The following is a 22,179-nucleotide window of genomic DNA, read 5'->3' on the forward strand; positions in this document are numbered from 1 at the left end:
TAGCGCATAGTATTGCATGTATTCCGAAATTGGGAGGAGTATGGCACCAAGTAGGGCTCCGAATAAGCAACCTTGGGATCTGCTGGGGCTGGAAAAGCACCAGCTTCCGCTGCTGCTGCCGACCGCCTATCGGGACTACCGCTGTGTCGTCACCGCGTTCGACCAACTGGCAAGCCATGTCGGCCAGCAGGTGGTGGTGACCGGGTTCTGTGTCCATCAGGGCTGGGCAAGCGGTCCAAAGCCGCGCTACGTCCTGAGAGTGACTGATGCCGCTGGGCAAATCCTCTCCCTCTCCCTCTTCTGCACCGCCGCCGACACCGAGTTGTTGCCGCAGAACGAGGAAGCCGCCTTTTGCGGGCTGGTTGTCACCGACTACACGGGCCGCTGCCACCTCAACAAGGTCGAGGCCGTGCCCTTGGCGCTGATGGGCCGGGTGGTGCCGGTCTATCCCCCGGTGCGTGGCAAGCTGGACCGGTTCGCCGTGTTTAGCCTGATGTGCAGTGCGCTCGATGAGTGCCTGCCCGAGGCGGTCTCCTCATTGCGAGCCGCGACCACCGGCATCCCGGTCGGTGATCTGCGCCGTGCCATTGGATGTAGGTCATGGACATTTAGCCAGATGCTGGCCGCAGTCCATTGGCCGGTCTCCCTGGCACAAGGGGAAGCCTGCCTCACCATGCTTGAGCGGCTGGCCGCCTACGTCGAGGCGTACCGCTTAAAGCACGCCGACAGGGGCCCGACGCCTGTGTGTCGCCCCCTGCCCTCCGCCGGGTTTGCCGGGCTCCCAGAGCGCTGCCCCTTCCCTTTAACCGGGGAGCAGATCGCCATCTCTGAAGCTATCCTCGGGGCCTGCAATCAACCCTCGCCCTCACACAATCTTTTGCTCGGAGAGGTCGGTTACGGGAAAAGCTACTGCATAGCCCTGGTGGTGGGGGCTGCCGCTCGGGCCGGTGCTCGGGTCGCGGTCATGCTTCCCTCGCGTATCCTGGTCAATCAGATGCACTCCCTGTTCATCTCCCTCTTCCCTGAGCTCTCACCGCAACTGCTCACTGATGAGTCCACCAGCGCTGACAACGTGGACTCGCTGATCTGGTGTGGCACCACGGGGCTGCTGCACCGCAGTTGGTCAGAACCCTGGGACTTGGTTGTAGTCGATGAGCAACAGCGCTTCAGTGTCCAGCAACGACAGGGACTGGGCGCGGCCCATGTGCTTGAAGCGACCGCGACCCCAATTTGCCGCACCATGGCACTCGCCCGCTGGGGTGGGAAAATCCAGATCTTCCGGCTCACCCAGTCCCCGGTGAAGCGGCGCATAGATACGCTGGTGTTTACCCATGCCGACCGGCCCACCCTGATGAACAGGCTGATGCAAACTCTCGCCGGGGGTGGCCAGGTCTTGGTGGTGTGCGCCCGCAAGGAAGAGACCAAAGCCGACACGAAGATGTCCGTGAAGGATCGGCAGGAGATGGAGGCCCGCGAACAGGCCAGTGTGGAGCAGGTGGTGCGTGACTTCGAGCGCATTGGCGACCGAATGGAGCGCTCGCTAGGCTTTCGCCCCCGCATCGTGTTTGCCACGGGTGGCCGCACCGCCGAGGAGAACGAAGGGGCCCTGCAGGCGATGAAAGACCAAGAGGCCCATATCCTGATCGCTACTACTGTGGTCGAGACGGGCGTCAATCTGCCCTTCCTTCGGCATGTGCTGATCGTCAATGCCGACCGTCTTGGGGCGGTGCAGCTGCACCAGCTGCGTGGTCGTCTCGTTCGCACCGGCGGTCATGGCCTCTTTGACCTGTACCTGCCCAATCCACCTTCCCCCACCACCCTCAAGCGAATGGAGATCCTGACTACCCACACGCAGGGATATGAGGTGGCGCTGGCCGATCTGCGATTGCGCGGTTGCGGAGACCTCTTGAAGGGGAGCTCTCAGGCCGGGGCCGGAACCAGCCTGCTGCCACGGCGGCCCATCAATATCGACTTCATCGAGCAATTTATAGTTGATCTAGATAATACTTAATATACACACCATTTCGGTGCTGGTTGCCATTCTTGATCGTTTATATTGACTAGCTCAAAGCAACGCTATCTAATTGAGGCAGACCTTCTCTTGAGACTGTTGCCATGTCCGATGTTTTGGGTAATTTTGTCAGAGCATTATTCAATCGCTCTTCCGGGCTGCCCCGCTCGCGTGATCGCGACACAGAGCCCACGGCTGCGCCTGTAGAGGCCCTACAGCAAGCCCCCGTTTCACCAGCAGACCCTGTAACGCCCCCTTCACGCTTGGCTCCCCGAGAGTTCAATCTGTTTGGTGGAGATCGTCGCAACGGTGCCCATACCTCATGGTCTTCCGCGATGGTGCGTTCGAACTTCCTGATGGTGTCGAACGTGGGCCTGGTGGTCATGCTGGCCATGTCGCTCTGGACGCAGATGAACCACAAGCCGACGGTCATCATCAAACCACCGGTTCTGACTGGTGAGATCCGTATCGAAGATGGTTTACCCAATAAGGAATGGATGGAGAGTTGGGCGCTCTTCATTTCCCACATGATCGGCAACATCAACCCGCGCAACGTCGAGTTCGTAACCAAGCAGGTCACCTCCCTACTCTCCCCCAGTCTGCAAGATTCCAGTGAACGGGCAATGCGCCGACTGGTGGAGCAGCTGCGCCTCTCGAACTTCTCTCAGCAGTTTGAAGTGCAGGACATCCATTACGACCCGACCACCCGCATGGTCTGGGTCTGGGGCTACAAGACTATTCGCATGGCCAATGGTCAGCGCAATGCCGCCAACCCTTCCTCTGAAAGCTCTGAACGCTCGCGCTGGACCTACGAGTTCATTATCAGATTGAACGAAATGGGGATGCCGGTAGTGACTCACCTGGACCAGTACGCAGATACCCCGCACTTCGACCGCGCCGCTGATGTGACCGAAGAAGGTGAGATTCTGGAACCTCTCAAGAAGAACAACAAAAAGGATGCGAAAAACCATCCTGAAAACGCCAAGGAGCAGCACTGATGCGGTTTGCACCCCTCGCTTTGGTCATTGCCGCGATCGTCGGTAATGCGGCATTTGCAGAAGATAGTCCCCTACCGGTTGAAGTCGTTAACCCCACCAAGTTGACGACAGCAGCCCCGGAAAACCCAGTGGTCACCGTGGGTGGCATCGTCGCCAATAGCATGGCGTCCGACGCACCCGCACCCTTGCCGGTGAATTTGCCCGAGGAACAGCGCCTGCTCCTCAACATGATGGAGAAACAGCGGCTCTCCGGTAACAACCCTTCCCAAGAGCCCATCGACGGCATGACCGAAGAGTGGGCTGATAAGGTGAAATCGAAGTACGCCCCCAACCAGAATCTCACTGTGCGTCCGTCAGGCAACGTGATGGTCCCGGTTGCGATTGGCCTGATGAACCGCATTGAGACCAACTACAAGAACGTGTCCGTGAAGACCAGCGACGAGTCGGCGGTGTTAGAAGTCGACGGCGGGGTACTCTACGTCACCCTCAACAGCCGTGAACCCGTTGGCCTCATCCTGATGGAGCAAGGGGTACCCAATTCCGCCATCAACCTCACCGCTGTGCCGATCGACGTGCCGCCTGCCCTCGTGAAGGTTCGCGTCCCGATGACCGGCGACATGCTCAACGAAGCCTATCAGTACCAGCGCAAGGTGAAGGAAGCTGAGCTGGTCGAAAAGGCCACCACCGAGGAAGAAGAGATCGTGCGCTCTGACCGTCACACCGAGCGCATCAAAGAAATCCTCCGCTACACCGCCCTTGGGCAGGTGCCAGCCGGATTCACGATGGCTGACAACCTCTCGGAGGTGCCCACCGCCTATCACAAACCCTGCAAGCTGGACTTTCTGACCAACAAGTTGGGCCAGCGCATGATTGGCGCTCGTGAGGTGGTGGATGTGGTACTGGTGACCAACAACAGCGGCACCAGCTCCGGTATCAAAGAGGAGATGTGCATGAGCCGCGACACCCTGGCAGTTGGGGTGATGGATGCCGCCACCCTGCGACCGGGGGCCTCCACCGAGGTCTACATCGTCCGTGATAAGAACTGGGCGAAGAAGCAGAACGCGCTCCAGACCCGTCCGCGACTCGACAAGAACGGCAGCTTCGGCCTTAACGGCTACCAGCAAGTACCAGGCGGCCGTCCTGTTGCAGCCTCCCCGTCCGGTGTGAAGTAAAGGCGGTACACCCTATGCACCCTAAGATCCAAGAATTACTCAAGAAAAAGCCAGTCCGGGTAGGACTCGCAGTGACTGCGCTAGGTGCCATCCTGTTTGTCGGTTCAAAGGCGCTGAATTGGAAGGACGATGAGTCGACGGTCCAGAAGTCACGCCGCAGCCTGATTGAGTCCAACGTGTTTGATACCGGCACCTTGGAAAAGGTGGATGCCGAGCAAGCACAGGCAACCTACGACCAGCAGAAAAAGGAGCTGATGGACATCCGGCGGGATACGCAGAAGAACGAGGCCAACCAGAAGCGCGAGCTGGACAAGGTGCTGGCCAAAATGGCTGACATGCAGAAAACCATGGCCGAGCAGTCCCAGCTCATCGGTGTGCTGACCCGTAACAACCGGATCGTGAACGGCAATGTCTCGAACGCCCGTATCACCCGCGCCAACGAATCCGGCCTCAGTGGCAGCAACGGCGTTGTGTCCGCTGATGGTTCCCCGGCCACACTGACGCCCCAGCAGTCCCAAAGCGTTTCCCGTGCCCGTGGCAAGCCCGAAACCAACGGCATGATCCGCACCGTATCCAGTACATCCATCACCAACATCAAAAAGACCGGTGTAGTCGAAGAGACGCCCATCGTGGTTCAGTATGTCGATGGCAAGCAAGGCACAGGGAGTGCAGGCGGCGCGGGAAAAAAGCAGGGGCCGGTGGATAGGAAGCCCACCAACCCCGAGATCGAGAAGAAAAAGCGCGAGATGGTCAAAGCCAAGGCGAAAACGTACATCCCCGCTGGCTCGATTATCTCCGGCGTGATGCTCAACGGTGTGGACGCCCCCACCGCGCTCTCCAAAAACGCCTCCCCGCTGCCCACCACCATCCGGGTCAAATTGGATGTGCTGATGCCCAACTCGTACAACGCCGATCTGGCCGATTGCTTTGTGATTGGCTCGGTGACCGGTGACCTCGCCTCCGAGCGGGCCTATATCCGGTCGGTGACGATGAGTTGCATCAACGAGCGCGGTGAGTCCATGGAAACAGGGATGATCGGCTACGCTGTGTCTGATTTTGATGGTCGCAACGGGATCCGTGGCACGGTGGTATCACGGGCCGGTAAGGCGCTGATCACTACCTTTGGCGCGTCCTTCCTCTCCGCAGTCGCTGAGGCCACCAAGCCACAAGCCATCCCGACACTGGACCAGAACCCCGGTGAACAGACCACCTTCCAGACACCGGACATGACTGATGTCGGCAAGAGCGGCGTACTGGGTGGCGTCTCGGGTGGTGCTGACCGTCTTGCTCAGTACGCGATCTCGATTGCCGAACAGCAGTGGCCAGTCATCGAAATTTCACCCGGCACCCCTGTGACGTTCTTCCTTGAGAAGGGAATGAGCTTACCGGTGATCGAATAAGGAGCTTCCATGCCAGACCATCCATTGCCTCCCTTTAACGCGCACGGTGATGCCCCAGGCGACGAGCACCACGATCCCGAGACGGGATCGGGTGAACAGGACATCCTTCACGGTGAGCCTGCCCGAGCGACCTCGAGCGTCGCTGAGCCCGCCCCCGTGGTCGAACCGTCACCGTCCGCCAAGGAGTTCAACTGGCAACCGGTGCTAGGCGTGTTGGGGGTGCTTAACCTGGTGGGTCTGCTCTGGTTGGCCTACTCCATGCACTCAATGTCCTACTACGACCTGCACGATGCGCCGCTCATCTACTACGCCAAGCCCGAGGAGATCGTGTCACAGGCCATGCTCAAGAAAGACCCGAACAAGGCTCAAGCTGACTTGATTGCCCGCTTGAAGATGAACCACGGCCTCGTGCTCAACGAGAACGCGGTTGTCATAGCCGCGCCGGAATTTAAGATGTATCCGATGCAAGAACCCGACACTAGCAAAGGTACTGAGTAATGTTCGCTGCCCCTGCCCCCTACCCCGTTCCTGAGCCCGTCGTGGCCGAGTGTGTTTCCACCGCCTCGCGCACCTATGCCGTTCCTGAATTGGTGATCCGCACCATCCTGAAGGTGGAAGGTGGCAAGGTCGGCACCATGTCGCGCAATACCAATGGCTCTTATGACCTCGGGCCAATGCAGATCAACACCATCAACCTGAGCCTCATCAACAAGGAATACCCATTCCTGACCTGGAAGCACATCACCTACAACCCGTGCATCAACATCATGGTCGGCACCTGGTTCCTGAGTTCCAAGATCCGGGCTCGCAAAGGGGTCATCTGGGAAGGGGTGGGTGATTACCACTCGGTAACGCCCTCCAAGCGTAACGTCTACCTCAGCCGCTTTTTGACCCACTACACACGCCTCAAGAAGCAATACGGTTTCAAGCCGGTCAAAGGCGGGTATACTGAGTCCCTGCAAGCCGTAGAGCCCCAACTCGCCCAAGAGCAAACCCAACCGGTGTCCCTGGCCAACATCCCCACCATGTTGTCACGCCAGCTCTCTGGCAAAGACTTGCAGGACTCCCCTCCCACCTTCGCTTCCATGTTCCGTCCGAGGCAATGAATCGCCCCCTAATCCATCCCCCTACAATGTGAGCGGAGCGTGAAAACGCTTCCGTTCAATCATAGGCGCGTGTTATAGTCGTTTTACAAACTACTTGTGGAGTGACTGTCATGTACGCCAATCACCGTTCTGGCTTCAAGCATCCGTCTGTGCCTGCCTCCGCTTCGCAGGTGCCTCACTACGACGAGTCTGACTACGTCGACCAGCAGTACAACGGCTATGCAGACGAGCCTGCCCCCACGCAAGCGCCCGTCCACCAGCAGCGCCGTCAGGGTGCAGCGACACAGGCCCCGCAGCAGGAATCCAAGGCTGCCAATGGAGCGCAAGGCAAGTATCCCGAGTATTTCAGCATCAAAATTCATGGTTCCAAGGCTGCCCTCAACTTCATACCCGACATCACCCGAAAAAACTTCCTGACCATCTCCATCGAGGCGGCGGAAATGCTCAACCCGGCCAATCGGACCTACAACTGGGGCAATAAGACGCGCATCCAGCTCACCCGCACCGAGTATCTGGAGGTGGTGGCCGTGCTGCTGGGGATGGGGGAAACCTGCAAGGCAAAATTTGATAACCATGGCGTTCAGGGCGGCCCCAAGAAAGGGTTCCAGCTAGAGCACCAAGGCCGTCATGTCTTCTTCTCGGTCTACGAGAACAACAAACCCGTCCGCGCCGTGCCCGTCCCGCTGATGGAGGCCATCCAGGTCGCGCACATGATGATCTCCATCTACGTCGAGAACTACCCCGGAATTACCAGCGACACCGTCATGACAAGTCTTAATCAGGCTATCCGTAAACGCGATATGGAATCTCGCAAACAGAGCTAATGATATTTGATTATGTTTGGTGTTTTCAGGCAATATTAAGCAGTTTCGTAAGGACTATCACAATGAACAGTAACGCTACCCCTAAGAAGATGGGTTCACACCGACTACCGCCGCCCTTGTTTACTTGGGAGGAGTTCGAACCAATGCGCAGTTACCTGAGCCGATTCGAGAAGTCCGGCGTGATCACTCAGGAGGAGATGGGCACACGGCTTGGCTGTGCGACCATCAACACCTACTCGAAATGGGAACGTGGTGAGCAAGTCGCCTCCCCCGTTGGCTGCCGGGCGCTTGAACTGCTGCTGTACCATACCCTGGTCAAAGCGGGCCAGTTCACGACCGAAGAAGAAGCCCTGTCGCGCTATTACCAATTCAAGGCCATCCATCGCAAGAATGCGGCGGTGCAGATCTCCCGTCCTGTCGATGTGGACAAGAAGATCCAAGCCATCCAGAGCCTCGCCTATGAGGCGTTGTGCATGAAGTCCGGTGCGCAGTCGCGTAACGCCGTCATTGTCGATGGTTACCAGTGCCAGCTGACCTCCGGCAAGCTGGAGTTCAGCCCCGGCTTTAACCGCAATGGCAAGCTGGCGGGTAACACGCTGGAGGTGTTGTCGCTGATGGCCGGTCTGGTCACGCAGGACTACCAGAACATGGCCGAGTACGCGAACCCCGGTAGCGGCATTCCTGAGATGGTCACCAACATCTATCGTGAAAATCGCGACCCTCGGTTCAAATACTACAACGGGGTCATCCCGTGCGAGTTCTTCACCGTGCAGCGGGTGCGCAGCGACATCGTCATTGAGATGCCCAAGGATCTCGTCACTAAGGTCAACGCTTTCCTGGCCGAAGGTGCCAAGCTGACCGAACGCGATGAACGCGAAGAGCTCTCCCCCGAGCAGCTACGTGTCGCACTACGGGCCATCATCAAGAAAATGCCCGAAGCCCTCGTGACAGATAAGGGTGAAGTGTCGCTGCCAAAGCCGGTGTTCACCATCAAGCACATGATCGGCTCCAACCAGCGGATCAAGTCCAAAGACGTCAGCATCATCGAGCAAGCCCTGTGCCACCTGCTGGGTGAGCAGTACGCAGACATCCGTGAGCCTGCCGCCATGCTGGTTCGCAATGCCTACGGCCGCCGCAAAGCTGATCGGGCGCACATCAACACCCACTTCTTCAAAGCGGCGATCGACGCGCGTTCGCTGGCGATCACCCTCCACCAGCCCAAGGCTTTGGAGGCGATTAACGCTTTCATGAAGGGCATGACCGACCCCGAATCGTCCGCCCCGGACGTCAAGGGCAACGTCGATCTTATCCAAGGCCGCGCCCGCAAAATTACGGCAGGCTTGGTGGTCACCCCGGACAGCTATTACCAGATCAACGGTAACCAGCTTGAGATCTCCGACATCATCTCGCGCCGTAACAGCGTGCGGGTTCACATCATCAATGCCATCGAGCGCCTGCTGCGTGACGCCAACAAGGTCTACCTGACCCACTCCCAAGTGGCCGGGGCGATCATCAAGCGCACCCGCAATGAGCTCAAGCTGGTCAGTGCCCTCAACAAACCGCACATGCTGGACGAGTTCATGGAGCACAAAGCTCGCGTTGAAGCCGCCGCCAATGAGCAAGGGCTCTCCACCCCTGAGCTCAAACAGCAGATTGCTGAGCTGATGGCGCAGTACGACATCACTCCTCAAGAGGTGCCCGGCATTGCGATGGAGGTGGACTGCCACTTCTTCAGCTTTGAGCTGATTGGCGATCGCGGTGTCATCACCTTCAAAGACGAGGGCTCCATCGCCTATCTGAACGAGGCGCTGGTCCAGTACGGCACCAAGATTGACCCGAACACCATCAATACCAAGCAAGACGACGACGACGATAACGATAACGACGATGGCGACGACTAATCGCTAACAACAGAAAGGAAGCACCGTGATGAAGAAGCGACCGGTACTACTGGCATTGACCCTCCTGGTGAGCGGCTTTTCCCAGGCTGAGGCCCCCTCCGTGTCCCCCGCGGACTCTGAGGAAGCCGTGGCAAAGAACGTGGTGAAATCCGTGCCACTTCCGCTGGATGGACTGGTCGCTGCCAAGGATAAAAATGGCAACGATGTGATCGTGAGCACCAACGGCAGGTATTTCCTCAAGGGATACCTGCAGGATGTCTTCACCAATAAACAGATCAAGACCGTGGATGATGCGGTCGATGCCCAATACCTCACGCTGGCGAACATGGGGCTCAACCTCGTGGACATCGGCACCATTCCCTATGGCAACCCGAAGCTGCCGCTGCAGGCGCGGATCATGGTTGACCCCTACTGCGCGTCCTGCACGGACCTCCTGCGCAAGCTCTCCGAGCACCGCGACGAGGTCCACGTCGAAATCATGCTCACCCCCATCGCCGGGCAAATGTCCATTAAGACCGCCCTGAATTTGTGGTGTACCTACGAGGTGGATTACGACAAGGGCCGCGAGGTGGTGGAGTTGCTGATGAAGGGGAAACCCTACCCCGAGCTTCCCGAGCAGCCAACCTGCAAGGGGCAACGGGTACTGCTCAACACCATGTTGACCCGCACCTTCAACCTGAAAGGCGTCCCGGCTATCTGGCGCGTTGATGGCCTGGCACAACCTGGGATCCCGAATGATTTACTGGCGTTTTTGAACGAGCGTCGTCCGTCTGATGAATCCTCTGATGAATCCGTAGTATCGAAGTAAGGAAAGCACGATGCGAAATTCAGCCAAAACCCTGTTGCTCATGTTGCTCCTGCCAATGGCAGGCTGCTCCATCATCGGTCAGTCGGAGTCCAGCTGCCCTGGCAAACCGAATGGCTATGTCTGTAAAGGACCGCGAGACGTTTACGAGATGACCAACAGCAAAGATTCGCTGTTCGATGGCACTCAGGATGGCCTTGACGATGACGAGGACGAAGACGGAAAAAAGACAGGTGCCACTGGTGATGAAGCAGCTGCCAGTGGCGCGGTTGTCGAAATCCCCGCAGCTGGCGTCATCCCATCCAACTCGCTGAGCCTTTACCGGGATGACTTCTCTGCCCCCGAGCCGATGGCCGTCCGTGCCGATGCCCGCATTCTGCGTGTGCTGTTTGCAGCCTACGAAGATGATGCGCAATCACTGAACATGCCGGGATATGCGTTTGTGGAAGTCGAACCGAAGCGCTGGCTGGTTGGCGCTGCCGCCAACCAGCAGCCCGCCAAGATCATCCCGTTGCAGGCCCGCCAAGATGCCGACGCCAACCTCTCCCACAAAGAGAAGGTGGCGCACACCGTCGACCCGCTGGGTGTGAAGAAGATCACCAATACCCCTGGCCAAGTAGCAATTCCGCCCGAGTTACTGCGTAAGTGATTGAATCATAAGGGGTGTTGTTATGTTTTCGTCCATTATTCAACGGCAGCGGGCTCTAGTCCAGCACCGCAAGTTTGGAGAGATGATCCCCGTTCTGGATTACTACCAGGACGAGCAGATCTTCCTCCTCGACCCCGCGACCCTTGGCTTCATGATTGTCTGCCAGCCCCTGAATGGGGTCTCAGCCGCCATGAAAAACCTGCTGGGGTCGCTGTTCACGTACAACTACCCCGACGATACCACCATGGTTGTTTCGCTCTCCGCGAACCGAGACATGATCGGGGTGTTCAACAACTGGGATAACCTGCGCGGTGGCCGCATGGAGCGGGAGGACTGGGAGTTCGAGCAGCTGCTGACCGACCTTGGCCGGGACTACCTGCACGATTCGAGCAGCCAAGGGTTGCGACCCGGTAAGGACACGTTGGTTGCTCGCAACTTTGAGGTCTGGTACTCGGTCACTATCCCGATTGAGAATCAGATCCCGACAGAGGAAGAGATAGCCAAAGCGGTAGAGGTCAAAGCCGACCTTGTCCAGAAGCTCCAGAGTATGGGGTCCGCCCCCGTCGTCGCTAACCACGAGATGTGGCTGCGCCGGATGCAGGTGATGCTCAATCCTGGCAAGGAAACCGCTTGGGCCAAGGGCGGGTGCCAAGTCAAACCGAGTATCCCCCTGCGTCATCAGGTGCTGCAACCGGGCCGCATGGTCACCGTGGACAACCAAGGGATCGTACTGCAGGGCGACCCCAACCGACAGGATGAGAACCGCGTAATCCGCGTACTCAATGGCTACAAACGGCCCGACTACGCCATGGTCGGAGACATGTATAACTTCTTCTCCAACTGGAACACCGGGATTGGTGGCATTCACCCAGACTTCCTGATCTCGCTCAATGTCCACTTCCCGAACCGCAAGAAGGCCAAGAGCGCGTTCGATGCCCGCAAGGTGCTGGTAACCAACCAGGAATCGGCCGGGGTGATGAAGTACAGTAACCGCCTGCGCTTCCAGTTCGAAGACCTCAAGGCCATCGAGCACGAGCTTGAGCAGGAGAACCAGTCCATCGTGAACTGCTGGCTGCAGGCCACCCTCTTCTTGGACAACGACGGTAAGCAGGATGCCGCCGTCAAGAACGTGATGTCCTACCTGGAAACCAAGGGCTATGGCTACGGGGTCGATCGCTTCATCGCGATGCCCCTGCTCATTGAAATGCTCCCGATGTGTCACGGCTACGACCCGCAGATCCGGGGGATGTTGCAGCGCCAAGAGGTCTTCACCACCAAGTATTTGGCCTGTGTCGCACCCATCTATGGACCATGGAAGGGCAATAGCGCCAACCCCGTTCTGGTGGGCTATTCCCGCGAGGGGCAGCTCATCTCCATTGACCCCTTCAAGACCAACGCCTCCTTCAACATCGCCATCGCGGCCCGCTCCGGTGCCGGTAAATCCGTGCTCGCCGGTAACCTCGTTAAGCAGTTGCTGACGACCGGTGTCCCAGGCCGACCCATGTCTCAAGATGGTGGCCAGGTGTTTGTCATCGACTCCGGGGGCTCCTACAAGGCGCTGGCCAGCCAGTTCCACTCCAGCCAGTACATTGAGTTCAGCGAGGAGCAGATCTTCTCCATTGACCCGTTCGTTGACCTCTCCGGCCTGCTGGACAACGACAACCCGCAGTCCATGGAGGACACCAACGCCAACCCAGAGGCGTATGTGACGCTGGCGGGCAGCCTCAAGCTGACCATGATCACCAACATGCTCAAGCTGATGGCGGCACCGGATGGCAAGATCGACAACTACCAGTCGAGCGTCATGTCGCGCATTTTGCTCGAAATGTGCGTGGCAAACCCGAGCAAGGCCAGTATCACGCTGTTTGCCCAGCTCTGTAACGAGCACGAGGACCAGCGGATCCGCGACATCGGGGCCCAGCTGCACGACTTCACCCGCAGCGGTAAGTACGCCCGGATCTTTGACCGGGAGCTCGCCCCCACCATCCGGTTCACCTCGCGCATGATCGTCTGTGAACTCGGCCAACTGAAGGCTCAACCGCACCTGCAGACCGTGGTGCTGATGAGCGTCATCCAGCAGGCCCAGGACGCGATGTTTCAGAAGGACGATGGCCGCCGCCGCGCCTTCATCTTGGATGAGGCGTGGGAGTACATCGGGGAAGGCTCCAGCACGTCGAACAACTCGTTCTTTGCGGAATTTATCGAGGCGGGTTGGCGTAGGTTCCGGAAAACGCAAGCCATGGGGGTGTGTATCACCCAGCAGGTCTCGGACTACTACTCCTCCAAGACCGGCAAGGCGATCTTCGCAAACAGCCCGTGGCTGCTCACGCTGGCACAGGAAACACCGGTTATCAGCCGTCTGAAGTCCGACAAGCTCATGGATGCGCCGCAGTTTGTGTTCGATCTGATGGAGTCCGTCCGTACCGACAAGGGCATGTTCTCGGAGGTGCTGGTGCAGTATGAGGGCATCTACCAGGTAATGCGCCTCTACATGGACGACCGGTCGATGACCGTCCATACCACCGATCCGGAGGAGAAGAAGATCATCGCCAAGTACACCGCACAGGGCTACAACCTGCGCGACGCCATCATCTACGCCACGGAAGAGATCAAGAAGCGTCGATAACGGCCTACCTGAGCACCCATTCCGTGGGCTTGGGTGCTTATCAAAGCCGCTCGCCGGGCGGCTTTCAGATACACCGCTTTTTCGTTTATAGGAGACAGTGATGGGTATCATGCGAGGAATGCGGGATTGAGATTGCTCAGGGGAATAGAGACGTCAATGATGAGGCGCTGTAACATCCCCTTGGAACATCCATTGGCAGTTATGTAAAAGGGGCTCAACGCCCCTTTCTGCTGGCCAGCTTCCGACCCGGACACTGAGGTTATGCGATCAGCAACAGTTCTTCCTGGTACGCCAACCCTTCGGGGTAATACTCCACCCCGACCGCTGCTTGTGCCACAGTAAGCGCATTTTCAAATTTCTCGCGGGTCTCTTGCGCATGGACTGAATCGCAATCCATCTGGCGCAACTCCCAAGCACTGATCCCCTTCAAGATCATTGCCTTCTCTACCCTGTCGGCCGCTTCATACTGCGCCCAGAACGCGGGACTAGCCGCCTGCTCGTCGTGAGGCAACCAATTGCGATGGCGGCCCACATAGCGATTGAGCTTATCGAGCAGAGCCGGGTTACGAGGGTAGAGGTGGATCGTTCCGGCCGAAGCGTAGACCCGGACATCAAAGTAGGCCGTAGTGAAGCGTTCGCCGCTCACCACCTTACGGTTGTGGTAGAAGAAGCGGTGAAGACCATCTACCGCCTCGAAATGCTTGCCGTCGAGCAGGGCAAACGCCTTGTCGATGTCGGCCATTGCCTGCAGGTCTGAATAACCGAGCCCGCCCCAACTCTGAAGGTCAGAGCGGTTGGACGCCGGTAGAATGATCCGGCTCATCTTCAACTTAAATGCCTGGGTACGATGACGGCTGTTGGACTTCCAGCCTTTGTAATGTACCCGGTTGCAGAAATGGTACTTACTGAAGATGTCGAAACAATCCAGCAGCATTTGAATCTGCATATCCCCCTGCTGCTCCACCAGCCCTAGCAAAAAGCCCTCGATGTTGGTCAAGGTGAAATCGATCCGGCGAATGTCCTCAAACTGGGACTCCAGTTTTTTCTGTGCGCCGCTGGTGAGCCGGTTGGTTACGCGCAAACTGCGCATCACGCCGCTCCATGCCGCATCTTTAAGGGCTTGATAGTCCTTGTGCATCGACTCAATCAGATCGCTCTCAGAATCGGTCTGAGTGTCCTCTGTGGTGTCGTTGATGGCTTTGCCCAACCGCCGCTTAAAGCGAACCGCCATCATCTCGGCCTTCCGATGGACCTTCATAAATTCCACGGCCTGGGTGAAATCTATGACCCGGTTCTTGAGCTCATCCCCCGGCAACATGAGATCGCGGGCTTGCTCTACCCGCTCGCTGCCCAACGCATCCTTTGCCTCGGTCTTGTCCATCAGTCGGATGAAATCGAACTGCTCGGTGTTCTTCTTGACCAGGTGGATGATCGCGCAATCTACCGTCGTCTTGCGCTCGGTCTCGTCGGTCTGGAACGCCGCTTCGACGTACTCAACATCGCCACCGTGATCCTCAATCAGTTTGCAGAGCAACTTCCTCTCGGCGGTGTAGGGGTTGGTGAGGGTGGTTGCATTGACCAGCGCGATCAGTTCACCACAAAAAAGGAAATTAAAAGCGTGCAGGACATGGCGGGCCCCTTCGGCAAAGGGGGGGTTCATGATGATCGAGCTATAACAGGCCACCGGCTCCATATCGAGGAAATCAGCACCCACTATGTTCAGGCCCTTGTCCTTGAGTACGGCGCGGCGCTCGGGATCCAGCTCGACACAGTCCGAGCTCCGGCGCACCCTTTTGACTTGTTCGACCGCGTCCAGCAGATCACCGGTACCAGCGGACGGATCAAGCAGGCGGGTGATGGGACGGGTGAACTTGGACGCCATCTTCTTAGCCAGCGCCGCCGGTGTTGGGTAGAACTGTAGGTCGCTCATCGAAAAACCCTCATTTTTGCAGTCAACGGCCCACCCGTCCCGCACCATTAGTTTACCCTTTATGGTCAATCTGGCAAGCGAAACAAACAAACTAACTAAAGTTTGTTTTGTTTGTTTGGTTTGTTTGTTTAGTTTTTTCTGATTTGTGCTACCCTCTCCCTGTCAATTTCCAAGCCTTCAGAGGGTCAGTCATGCGTCCAGCCAATGTCACCGATAAACAGGTCATCAACGCAGGTCACGTATTACTTGAGAAGGGCCGTGCCGTGACCGGTTTTGGCCTTCGTCAGGAGATCAAAAGTGGCAACCCCGCTCGTCTGATGAAGGTCTGGCAGGATCACCTGAACAGTAAGGAAGGGACGCAGCCTGCAGCGGACAAGCTGGCGCTGCCCCTTGAGCTCTCCGAGGAGCTGACGGCTTTCACCACGACCATGACGGAGCAGCTGTCCGCCATGATTTCCGATCTTCATGGCCGGTCGGTGCGGCTTGCCGAGCGCAACGCCCAGGAGCAGACCGCGCAGATCAGGGAGGAGCTGAGCCAACTCAATGCCGAGCTGACCGATGCGGCTCACACCCTGGATGAGGCTGATGCCAAGCAGGAGAGCACCCAGACCGAGCTGGAGGCCCTGAAAAAACAACTTATCGCCTCACAGGCGACCGAGTATTCCCTCTCGCTGGAGCTGGCGCAGCTGCAGGAGCGTTGCCTCGCCGCCGAGAAGACCACCCACGCCGCCCAGGAGGCGCAGCAGCTTGCCCTGTCGCAGTACGAAACGGACACCAAGCACGCCCAGGCAGAGACCGAGCGCGTGCGACTGGAACTCTCTGGCAAGATTGAACAGCAGGGGGAAGAGCTCGCACAGCTCCGTGAACGCTTGGCCGCGCGGGAGCAATCAGCCAACGATGCGGTGCTGGTCCACCAGCAAGCGATGACCAGACTGGAGGAACAGCTCGCCGCTCAGCAAGCCGTGGCGAAAGAGCGTGGTGAGCACGTTGCCAGCTTGCAGCTTGAGGTGTCGAATGCGCAGCGCGAGCACGCGGCTCTCTCGAAGTCCGCCGAGGAAGATAAGGCGAGGATGGCAGGTGAGCTGACACGGGCACTGGAGGCACTGGCCACCGCGCAGACACGCACCGATGAGGCCACTACTGAAGCCCAGAAGGCGTCCGTTGATGCTGCCCGCATAGCAGGACAACTGCAGGCAGCTGAGAAACAACACGCTGAGTTACTGGAACTGATGGCCGGACGCCTCAGTGCCGGGGACAAACCACAGGCTTAATGCTTTCCCCATGGAGCGAGACAGGGCAGGGCTTTCACTTTCCGATAGCGACCCGGTAGGCTGAGCTGCTGCCCGTGCCGGGTCCAGACCGTAACCACAAACCCGCCGCCCTGCTGTGACGCGGGGATCAGGCGGTCACTCATACGCATATCCACGGTCACGCTAAACGGGCTGTCGGTGTGGTCTTCGAACAGCAATTCGTAGGCAAGCCCCCTCTCCGTTGGACCGGCAGAGACGATGCACTCTTTTCCGGTCTTCATCTCCGCCACCATGGCCAGCTGGCTATCTGGTACCAGCACTCGCGCCGCATTGGCATTCCATGACACGTAAAGAAGACCACGACTGGCCGCCTCACTGTCGTAGTAGTTGGTCGTTTGGATCAACGGACCATCGTTTCCTATCACAATTGCTGTCATGGCCTTTCCTTCAAAATGAACGCTCCTCCCTTCCCTGCCACGGCAGCAGGTTTTTGTCGTAGCGCATAGATAACGGTGTGGCCGGTGATCTTGCCTTGTAGCCACAAACTCAATAACCGGGTGCAATAACGTATCGACATCGCTTTACTCCCTGCTGAACATTGCCGCTAAACCAGCTCAATACTCGCACCAAATGTGGCCTCAACCAAGGCTCGCATCACCGCCAGGGAGACGGTGCTGCCACAGGCACTGACGGGGCCCTGCCAGACATGCGCTCGATTCTCGCCGCGCCAATCCGTCACTGCCCACCAGCGACGTTCCCGTTGATGGGTGGTTGGCCGAGTGAGATTGAAGCCAATCCACTCAATGACCACATGACCAAGCGCAGGATCGCCAACGAAGTCCAGTGGACGTTGGTCACTGATGTATGGGCCAAGATGAGGCTCACACTCAGCCGGGATCGGCCCAATCAGACGGACCTCATCGCCCTGCAGCACGACCGGCAGGCCCAGCGCTCGCCCGGCCCAGAAATTCAGTTCAGCCATGCTGAGGTCTTCGACCTTCACACGCACTCCAGTCATTCCCTCTGTCATACCTGCTACTCCTCTGCTTGTGTTTCGGGCTCGCATTGAGCCTGTCTATCAGGCCACATTGGGTACCACGCCGTTTGGCCAGGCCGACGCTGGATAGGTGACGGTGAAATGGGTCAGCTCAGCAATGGCTTGCCGGTGGGACATACTCAGCCGATATGCGCAGTAGGCAGACCACGCATTGCGCGGCAGCTCGTCAATCTCAGCTCGCGTTACCCAGACGCTACGCCCGCGACTAACAATTTGCACCACTTTTTCCTGCTCCATATGACTCACCTTTCGCTGTGACTATCATGACATCAGTTTACCCTTTATGGTCAATCTGTGCGAGCATTTTTCACCCTATGCGCTGGCATCATTCGACTGCCATCAATGCTCTCAGAGAATAAAAAAGGGCCTCCACCATGGGGGCCCTATGTCATCTGCGTTGTGCTGGCCAGCTGGCCACCGCGTTACCAGGGTGAATCTTTCCCCCGGAGAGCATCATTGTCTTTGGCGGACTACAGCTGGGTGATCTGCCTCGCTGCGAGCACCGCATTGATCAGCGCCTGCTTGGCCATCATGAGGTCGATGCTGGGGTCTTTGAAGGGATTACCCTCTTCCTCATTGGTCAGCGTATCCGACGCTGCGACGGTTAAGTTGTCGTCCACTTGCTGGTCAGGTAGCCGCACCAGATAACGTGACAGCTCAATGATGGTCGGGTAGATCCCGGTGGTGTTCAGAAACTCATCCTTCAGGACCGCCACCTCGCGTCGCGCCGGTTCATAGCGCAGTGCGGACAGATAGAACCCCAGTGCCTGACACATAGCTTGCTGGCCGAACTCACCCTGCAGAATGCACTCTTTGATGCTGGCGAAGGCGGACGGATGGCTGAATACCTCAGTGAGTGGCTGATCCTGGGGCAAGTCAGGCAGTAACTCCGGTAGCAGTCCCACGTCTTTGAGGTCGCTGATTGACCCGTCCATCTTGCCGGACGTCACCAGCACACTGATAGCCTGGGTCATGCTCTGGATGCGCTTGTTGGGCTGTACCCCAAGGTTTGTCAGCAGGTAGTCACCTCGGGCTTGCATCACGGTTACGTTGTCATCCGTTGGTGATGACATGGCATAGATTTCCGCCACCATCATCGGCGCATAGAGCTTCCACGCATCACTCATAGAGTTACTGGCCTGCGTGCTGGCGCAGACCAATAGCCCCGCAGTTATCGCCGCTAGTCTGATACGCATAGATACTTCCTTTCGCTATCGAGGTCGAAATACTGGGAATAGCGGACGTCAGCCTGTGGCTGCACCGTCGTCACCGCTGTCTCAGTCACCGACTCAATGGATAGGGTTGTGCCCTGGTCGTGTTCTCCCAGCGCCGTGTGACCCGTTACCGTGTCTGCCCTGGACAACCACTCCAGCTTCAACCGTTCTGCCACATCTGGCAGCGACTCCTCAGACGTCACCGGATCGCACAGATGGTCGCTATTGAGATCGACCGGCGGAAGCGCCGCCAATGTCGAGACGAGCAGTAGTGTCGCTATCTCCATGTCTTCCCCCCTTTGGTCAATGGCAAGGGTCCATCCTCAACACGCATCGTTGTAACTTGCGACAGAGATCCTTGTCTAGCCTATTTTGCCCGCTCATCTTATATTGATATAAGACTGATGCTTAACGATAATCTTATGCGTTTCTGTAAAAAAGGGGTTTGATATGAAAAGTGCTCCCTCCAAGAAAACTGTCTCTAATCCTTCCAGTGGTGCTCCGGAGGCGTTTTTCCTCCTCTCGCTGTTTGGTCTGCTGGCGGTCGGCTTCGGTTTTCTGTTGTCCAACCAACAATTCAACATGATGACCGCGTCGCTCATCGTGTTCGCCGGAACCCTGCTGCTCTACCGCAAGAACCGGGTTCAGCTAACCTGGAAGGCTGCCATCGCTGCCTTGGCACAGAAGGCGTGAGCACGAATTTCCGTCACGGACAGAGGGGGCTCATAGCCCCCTTTTGGTTTGCGGCGGTGGGTAAACGGTCTTATCCACGAATGTGTTACCACGGCGTTAGATATAGATAACGATGACGCCCACCATTAGTTATCGGTATTTGTGAAAGGAGTTGTAATTATGCACAGCAATGAGGGACAGCCCACTCCCCAGCAGCACCAGAAGTGGCCTGTTCTGAACCCCATCGAGGTGAGAACCCGGACCGTCACTGCGTCACCCTTGCTTTTCTCGATGGTGATTGTCAGTGCGATCGTTTGGCTTATCCTGATCTGGATGATCTCACTGGACTATATCCTGACGAAGGCGGCTCCCAGTGCCACCGTCGAGATGTGCTTCTTCGTGCTCACCGTGCTGATCACCTTTGCGGTGATGATTAACCGCTACGTTTTCTTCTCGCCGGATAACCAGGTGGTGGTGGAAGATCGGCTCTTTGGCCAGGTCATGTACCGCCGCTCTCTTACCCTGATGTCCAGCGAGGACGTCAAGGTGGAGATCTTCGCCGGGAGCTGGTACGTGTTCGTCACCAACTATGGGATTCAACCCCAGCTGATCACCCACGCCCGCGCTGACTCCCAACTGGCCATGGAGCTGGTTGTGATGTTCGAAGAACACAATAGCGCCATGCCCGAGGCCACCGCATGAAACGAACCCTCACCTTTCTGCTGCTGGCTTCGCTGTCCATGGCGGGCACCGTCACGGCAGCATCTGACGACACGGAACTCAACGCCATCGCCGCCAAGATGAAAGCCCGCAACATCGCGGTCGACAAAGTGCAGCGCCTGAGCAAGCACCTCATCGAGATGTCCATCAACGGTGAGACGGTCTATGCCACCCCGGACGGCGACATCATGCTGTTTGGCCAAGCCGTGCAGTTCGATAAGAACAACCGCCCGACCAACCTGACGGTGGCGGCGAGCTGGCGGCAGGCCGAAACGATGATTGCCGACGGCACTGCCATGACCTTCAAGGCCCCCAAAGAGAAGGCCAGTGTGGTCGTCTTCACTGACGTGACATGCGGTTACTGTCAAAAATTCCACTCCCAAGTGCCTGAGCTCACCGCCAAGGGGATCACTGTCCATTACGTTGCCTACCCCCGCAGTGGTCCCGGCACCCCTAGCTTTGAAAACATGAGCTCTGCGTGGTGCGCGGCCGATCCGCGTGAAGCCATCTCCGCCTTGTTCCTTGGCGGACAGGTGCCGAACGCCAAGTGCGCCAAGGGCAATGCAGTTGATAAGGGGTGGGCATTGGGCCAGAAGGTCAGCCTGCAAGGTACCCCGACCCTAATGCTGCCTGGTGGTCATCTGGTGACGGGCTATCACTCCGTGGAGGACATTATCAAAATGCTGGCCGTTCCCACCGCTTGATCCTGCGCGTTCACTCCTCCAAGGGCCTTCTCGCGGGGCCCTTTTCTTTCTCCGTTTTCACCTCACTCCGGGTGCGGCCATCAAGGGCGTCTTGTCCGACCTACGCCCTCCTCCAGGCCCGGCTCGTCGGCCGCGCGGACAGGCTCAGAGTCCACGAAGGACGGCAGCTACGCGCCGTGCTCCCTGGTGGCAGCCTTCTCCAATCCTTGGCACCCGGTTTCGTGATTATCTGGGTCAACCGCTTGACTTCATAAACGCTTACATATAGCGTTTATGTATAGTTAACATGTTTTCGGAGGTCACATGATCGCGGGTCTTGAACTCACTACTATCACCGCCCAGTTCCAGGGCCAGACCGTGAATGCCGCACAAGCCAACCCGTACAGCCTTCAGGCTGTTCAGGAAGCGATGATCGACCTTCAACTCAACCCTCAAGACTGTCTGCTCATCCTGCGCCGCAGCGTGAACAACGAGCTGACCGCAGAGGTTGACCCTTCCCCCACGGCTTATATCAAGGCGCTCAACGCCACCGGCCTGCATGTGCAGGGCTGTCTGGTCTACTACGGCGACGACTTCACCTACCACGGTAACGAGGTGGGTTATGATCTGGTGCCGTCCGCCACGGCCGACCGCTCTGTTGCCAACGTGGCCGCCGTCGTCATCGGGCTGACCCGCTATAAAGAGACCAAGCCGTACACCTACGCGCTGATTGACCGCTCGCAGCTGGATGCCGCCATCGACTACCAGAACGCCGAGTGCTACGGCGGAGTCGAGCAGAACGAGAGGACCATCAAAGGGCTCATGCTCAACGTCGCTATCCGGTTCATGATGAAATGGCAGATCAACTCCCGCTTCCCGTTCCCGACCGATTTCAGCGGTTACTTCCGGCTGCTGGAGGCGCATAACGGCATCGTTGAGAAGTGCCAGCAGGAGCGCCAGCGCCTCACCGCTACCTTATCGGGCTCCCTGCGCCGCTTTCGCTCTGTGAAGGCTATCCCCTCTACCATCGAAACCCTGATGGAGGCGGCTGGTAACCCGCGTCTAGCCGACACAATCCTGACCCTGTATGAGCCGCCCAAGCCCAAAGCCTGCGCCTTTGACTTTAATGACTTCGGGTTATAGAAATATTGCTTGCTGGCG

General features: G+C 57.9%; 22 protein-coding genes. 16 read left to right on the top strand and 6 right to left on the bottom strand.

Annotated elements, in window-relative coordinates:
* Positions 1–40 precede the first annotated feature (40 nt).
* The 11 genes from HKD46_RS13375 (at position 41) to HKD46_RS13425 (ending at position 13,492) form a co-directional block, all read left to right on the top strand.
* Positions 41–2,011: a helicase-related protein gene (locus HKD46_RS13375; RefSeq protein ID WP_171865537.1), complete on the top strand. Its 1,971-nt coding sequence runs from the start codon at positions 41–43 to the stop codon at positions 2,009–2,011.
* A gap of 104 nt (positions 2,012–2,115) precedes the next feature.
* Entirely contained in the window at positions 2,116–3,009 is an 894-nt protein-coding gene (locus HKD46_RS13380) for a TraE/TraK family type IV conjugative transfer system protein (RefSeq protein WP_114522836.1), read from the top strand.
* On the top strand, positions 3,009–4,181 hold the full coding sequence (locus tag HKD46_RS13385) for a type-F conjugative transfer system secretin TraK (protein WP_114522835.1): 1,173 nt from the start codon (positions 3,009–3,011) through the stop codon (positions 4,179–4,181). Before HKD46_RS13380 ends, HKD46_RS13385 begins: the two co-directional genes overlap by 1 nt.
* 14 nt (positions 4,182–4,195) lie before the next feature.
* Positions 4,196–5,581, top strand: coding sequence for a TraB/VirB10 family protein (locus tag HKD46_RS13390; RefSeq protein WP_114522834.1), 1,386 nt, complete (start codon positions 4,196–4,198; stop codon positions 5,579–5,581).
* A gap of 9 nt (positions 5,582–5,590) precedes the next feature.
* Positions 5,591–6,079: a hypothetical protein gene (locus HKD46_RS13395; RefSeq protein ID WP_114522833.1), complete on the top strand. Its 489-nt coding sequence runs from the start codon at positions 5,591–5,593 to the stop codon at positions 6,077–6,079.
* Entirely contained in the window at positions 6,079–6,687 is a 609-nt protein-coding gene (locus HKD46_RS13400; protein ID WP_114522832.1) for a lytic transglycosylase domain-containing protein, read from the top strand. Before HKD46_RS13395 ends, HKD46_RS13400 begins: the two co-directional genes overlap by 1 nt.
* 110 nt (positions 6,688–6,797) lie before the next feature.
* Entirely contained in the window at positions 6,798–7,511 is a 714-nt protein-coding gene (locus tag HKD46_RS13405) for a hypothetical protein (RefSeq protein WP_114522831.1), read from the top strand.
* A gap of 143 nt (positions 7,512–7,654) precedes the next feature.
* Positions 7,655–9,412 (top strand): hypothetical protein, encoded by a 1,758-nt coding sequence (locus HKD46_RS13410; RefSeq protein WP_114522830.1) that lies wholly within the window; start codon positions 7,655–7,657, stop codon positions 9,410–9,412.
* Between the two features lie 28 nt (positions 9,413–9,440).
* The gene (locus HKD46_RS13415) at positions 9,441–10,220 is read left to right on the top strand and encodes a hypothetical protein (protein ID WP_114522829.1); all 780 of its coding nucleotides are present in this window, start codon (positions 9,441–9,443) and stop codon (positions 10,218–10,220) included.
* Between the two features lie 10 nt (positions 10,221–10,230).
* Positions 10,231–10,866 carry a TraV family lipoprotein gene (locus HKD46_RS13420; RefSeq protein WP_114522828.1) on the top strand — a complete coding sequence of 212 codons (636 nt, stop codon included), beginning with the start codon at positions 10,231–10,233 and terminating at the stop codon, positions 10,864–10,866.
* Positions 10,867–10,948: 82 nt separating this feature from the next.
* A complete protein-coding gene (locus HKD46_RS13425) occupies positions 10,949–13,492 on the top strand; it encodes a TraC family protein (RefSeq protein WP_161507971.1) in 2,544 nt (847 codons plus the stop codon).
* Between the two features lie 259 nt (positions 13,493–13,751).
* Here HKD46_RS13425 and HKD46_RS13430 read toward each other — a convergent pair whose 3' ends face one another.
* Positions 13,752–15,422: a DUF4942 domain-containing protein gene (locus HKD46_RS13430; protein WP_171865538.1), complete on the bottom strand. Its 1,671-nt coding sequence runs from the start codon at positions 15,420–15,422 to the stop codon at positions 13,752–13,754.
* Between the two features lie 191 nt (positions 15,423–15,613).
* Here HKD46_RS13430 and HKD46_RS13435 point away from each other — a divergent pair, with 191 nt between their 5' ends.
* On the top strand, positions 15,614–16,693 hold the full coding sequence (locus HKD46_RS13435) for a DNA-binding protein (RefSeq protein ID WP_161507969.1): 1,080 nt from the start codon (positions 15,614–15,616) through the stop codon (positions 16,691–16,693).
* Here the strand turns inward: HKD46_RS13435 and HKD46_RS13440 are convergent.
* From HKD46_RS13440 to HKD46_RS13460, 5 genes are all read right to left on the bottom strand, one after another.
* On the bottom strand, positions 16,690–17,109 hold the full coding sequence (locus HKD46_RS13440) for a hypothetical protein (RefSeq protein WP_161507968.1): 420 nt from the start codon (positions 17,107–17,109) through the stop codon (positions 16,690–16,692). The genes HKD46_RS13435 and HKD46_RS13440 overlap by 4 nt on opposite strands.
* Positions 17,110–17,276: 167 nt before the next feature.
* Positions 17,277–17,675 carry a hypothetical protein gene (locus HKD46_RS13445; RefSeq protein WP_147273902.1) on the bottom strand — a complete coding sequence of 133 codons (399 nt, stop codon included), beginning with the start codon at positions 17,673–17,675 and terminating at the stop codon, positions 17,277–17,279.
* Between the two features lie 75 nt (positions 17,676–17,750).
* The gene (locus tag HKD46_RS13450; protein ID WP_114522822.1) at positions 17,751–17,966 is read right to left on the bottom strand and encodes a hypothetical protein; all 216 of its coding nucleotides are present in this window, start codon (positions 17,964–17,966) and stop codon (positions 17,751–17,753) included.
* A 233-nt stretch (positions 17,967–18,199) separates the two neighbouring features.
* A complete protein-coding gene (locus HKD46_RS13455; protein WP_114522821.1) occupies positions 18,200–18,925 on the bottom strand; it encodes a hypothetical protein in 726 nt (241 codons plus the stop codon).
* The gene (locus HKD46_RS13460; protein WP_114522820.1) at positions 18,910–19,230 is read right to left on the bottom strand and encodes a hypothetical protein; all 321 of its coding nucleotides are present in this window, start codon (positions 19,228–19,230) and stop codon (positions 18,910–18,912) included. Before HKD46_RS13460 ends, HKD46_RS13455 begins: the two co-directional genes overlap by 16 nt.
* Before the next feature lie 163 nt (positions 19,231–19,393).
* On the opposite strand from HKD46_RS13460, the gene HKD46_RS13465 reads away from it, so the two are divergent.
* The 4 genes from HKD46_RS13465 (at position 19,394) to HKD46_RS13480 (ending at position 22,161) form a co-directional block, all read left to right on the top strand.
* Positions 19,394–19,636: a hypothetical protein gene (locus HKD46_RS13465; protein WP_114522819.1), complete on the top strand. Its 243-nt coding sequence runs from the start codon at positions 19,394–19,396 to the stop codon at positions 19,634–19,636.
* A 159-nt stretch (positions 19,637–19,795) separates the two neighbouring features.
* Positions 19,796–20,317 carry a hypothetical protein gene (locus tag HKD46_RS13470; RefSeq protein WP_114522818.1) on the top strand — a complete coding sequence of 174 codons (522 nt, stop codon included), beginning with the start codon at positions 19,796–19,798 and terminating at the stop codon, positions 20,315–20,317.
* Positions 20,314–21,039, top strand: coding sequence for a thioredoxin fold domain-containing protein (locus tag HKD46_RS13475; protein WP_114522817.1), 726 nt, complete (start codon positions 20,314–20,316; stop codon positions 21,037–21,039). The genes HKD46_RS13470 and HKD46_RS13475 overlap by 4 nt, the downstream gene beginning before the upstream one ends.
* A 408-nt stretch (positions 21,040–21,447) precedes the next feature.
* A complete protein-coding gene (locus HKD46_RS13480; protein ID WP_147273901.1) occupies positions 21,448–22,161 on the top strand; it encodes a hypothetical protein in 714 nt (237 codons plus the stop codon).
* Positions 22,162–22,179: the final 18 nt, after the last annotated feature.

Source organism: Aeromonas sp. TW 6, assembly GCF_013168745.1.
In the GTDB taxonomy this organism is placed as follows: Bacteria; Pseudomonadota; Gammaproteobacteria; order Enterobacterales; family Aeromonadaceae; genus Aeromonas; species Aeromonas caviae.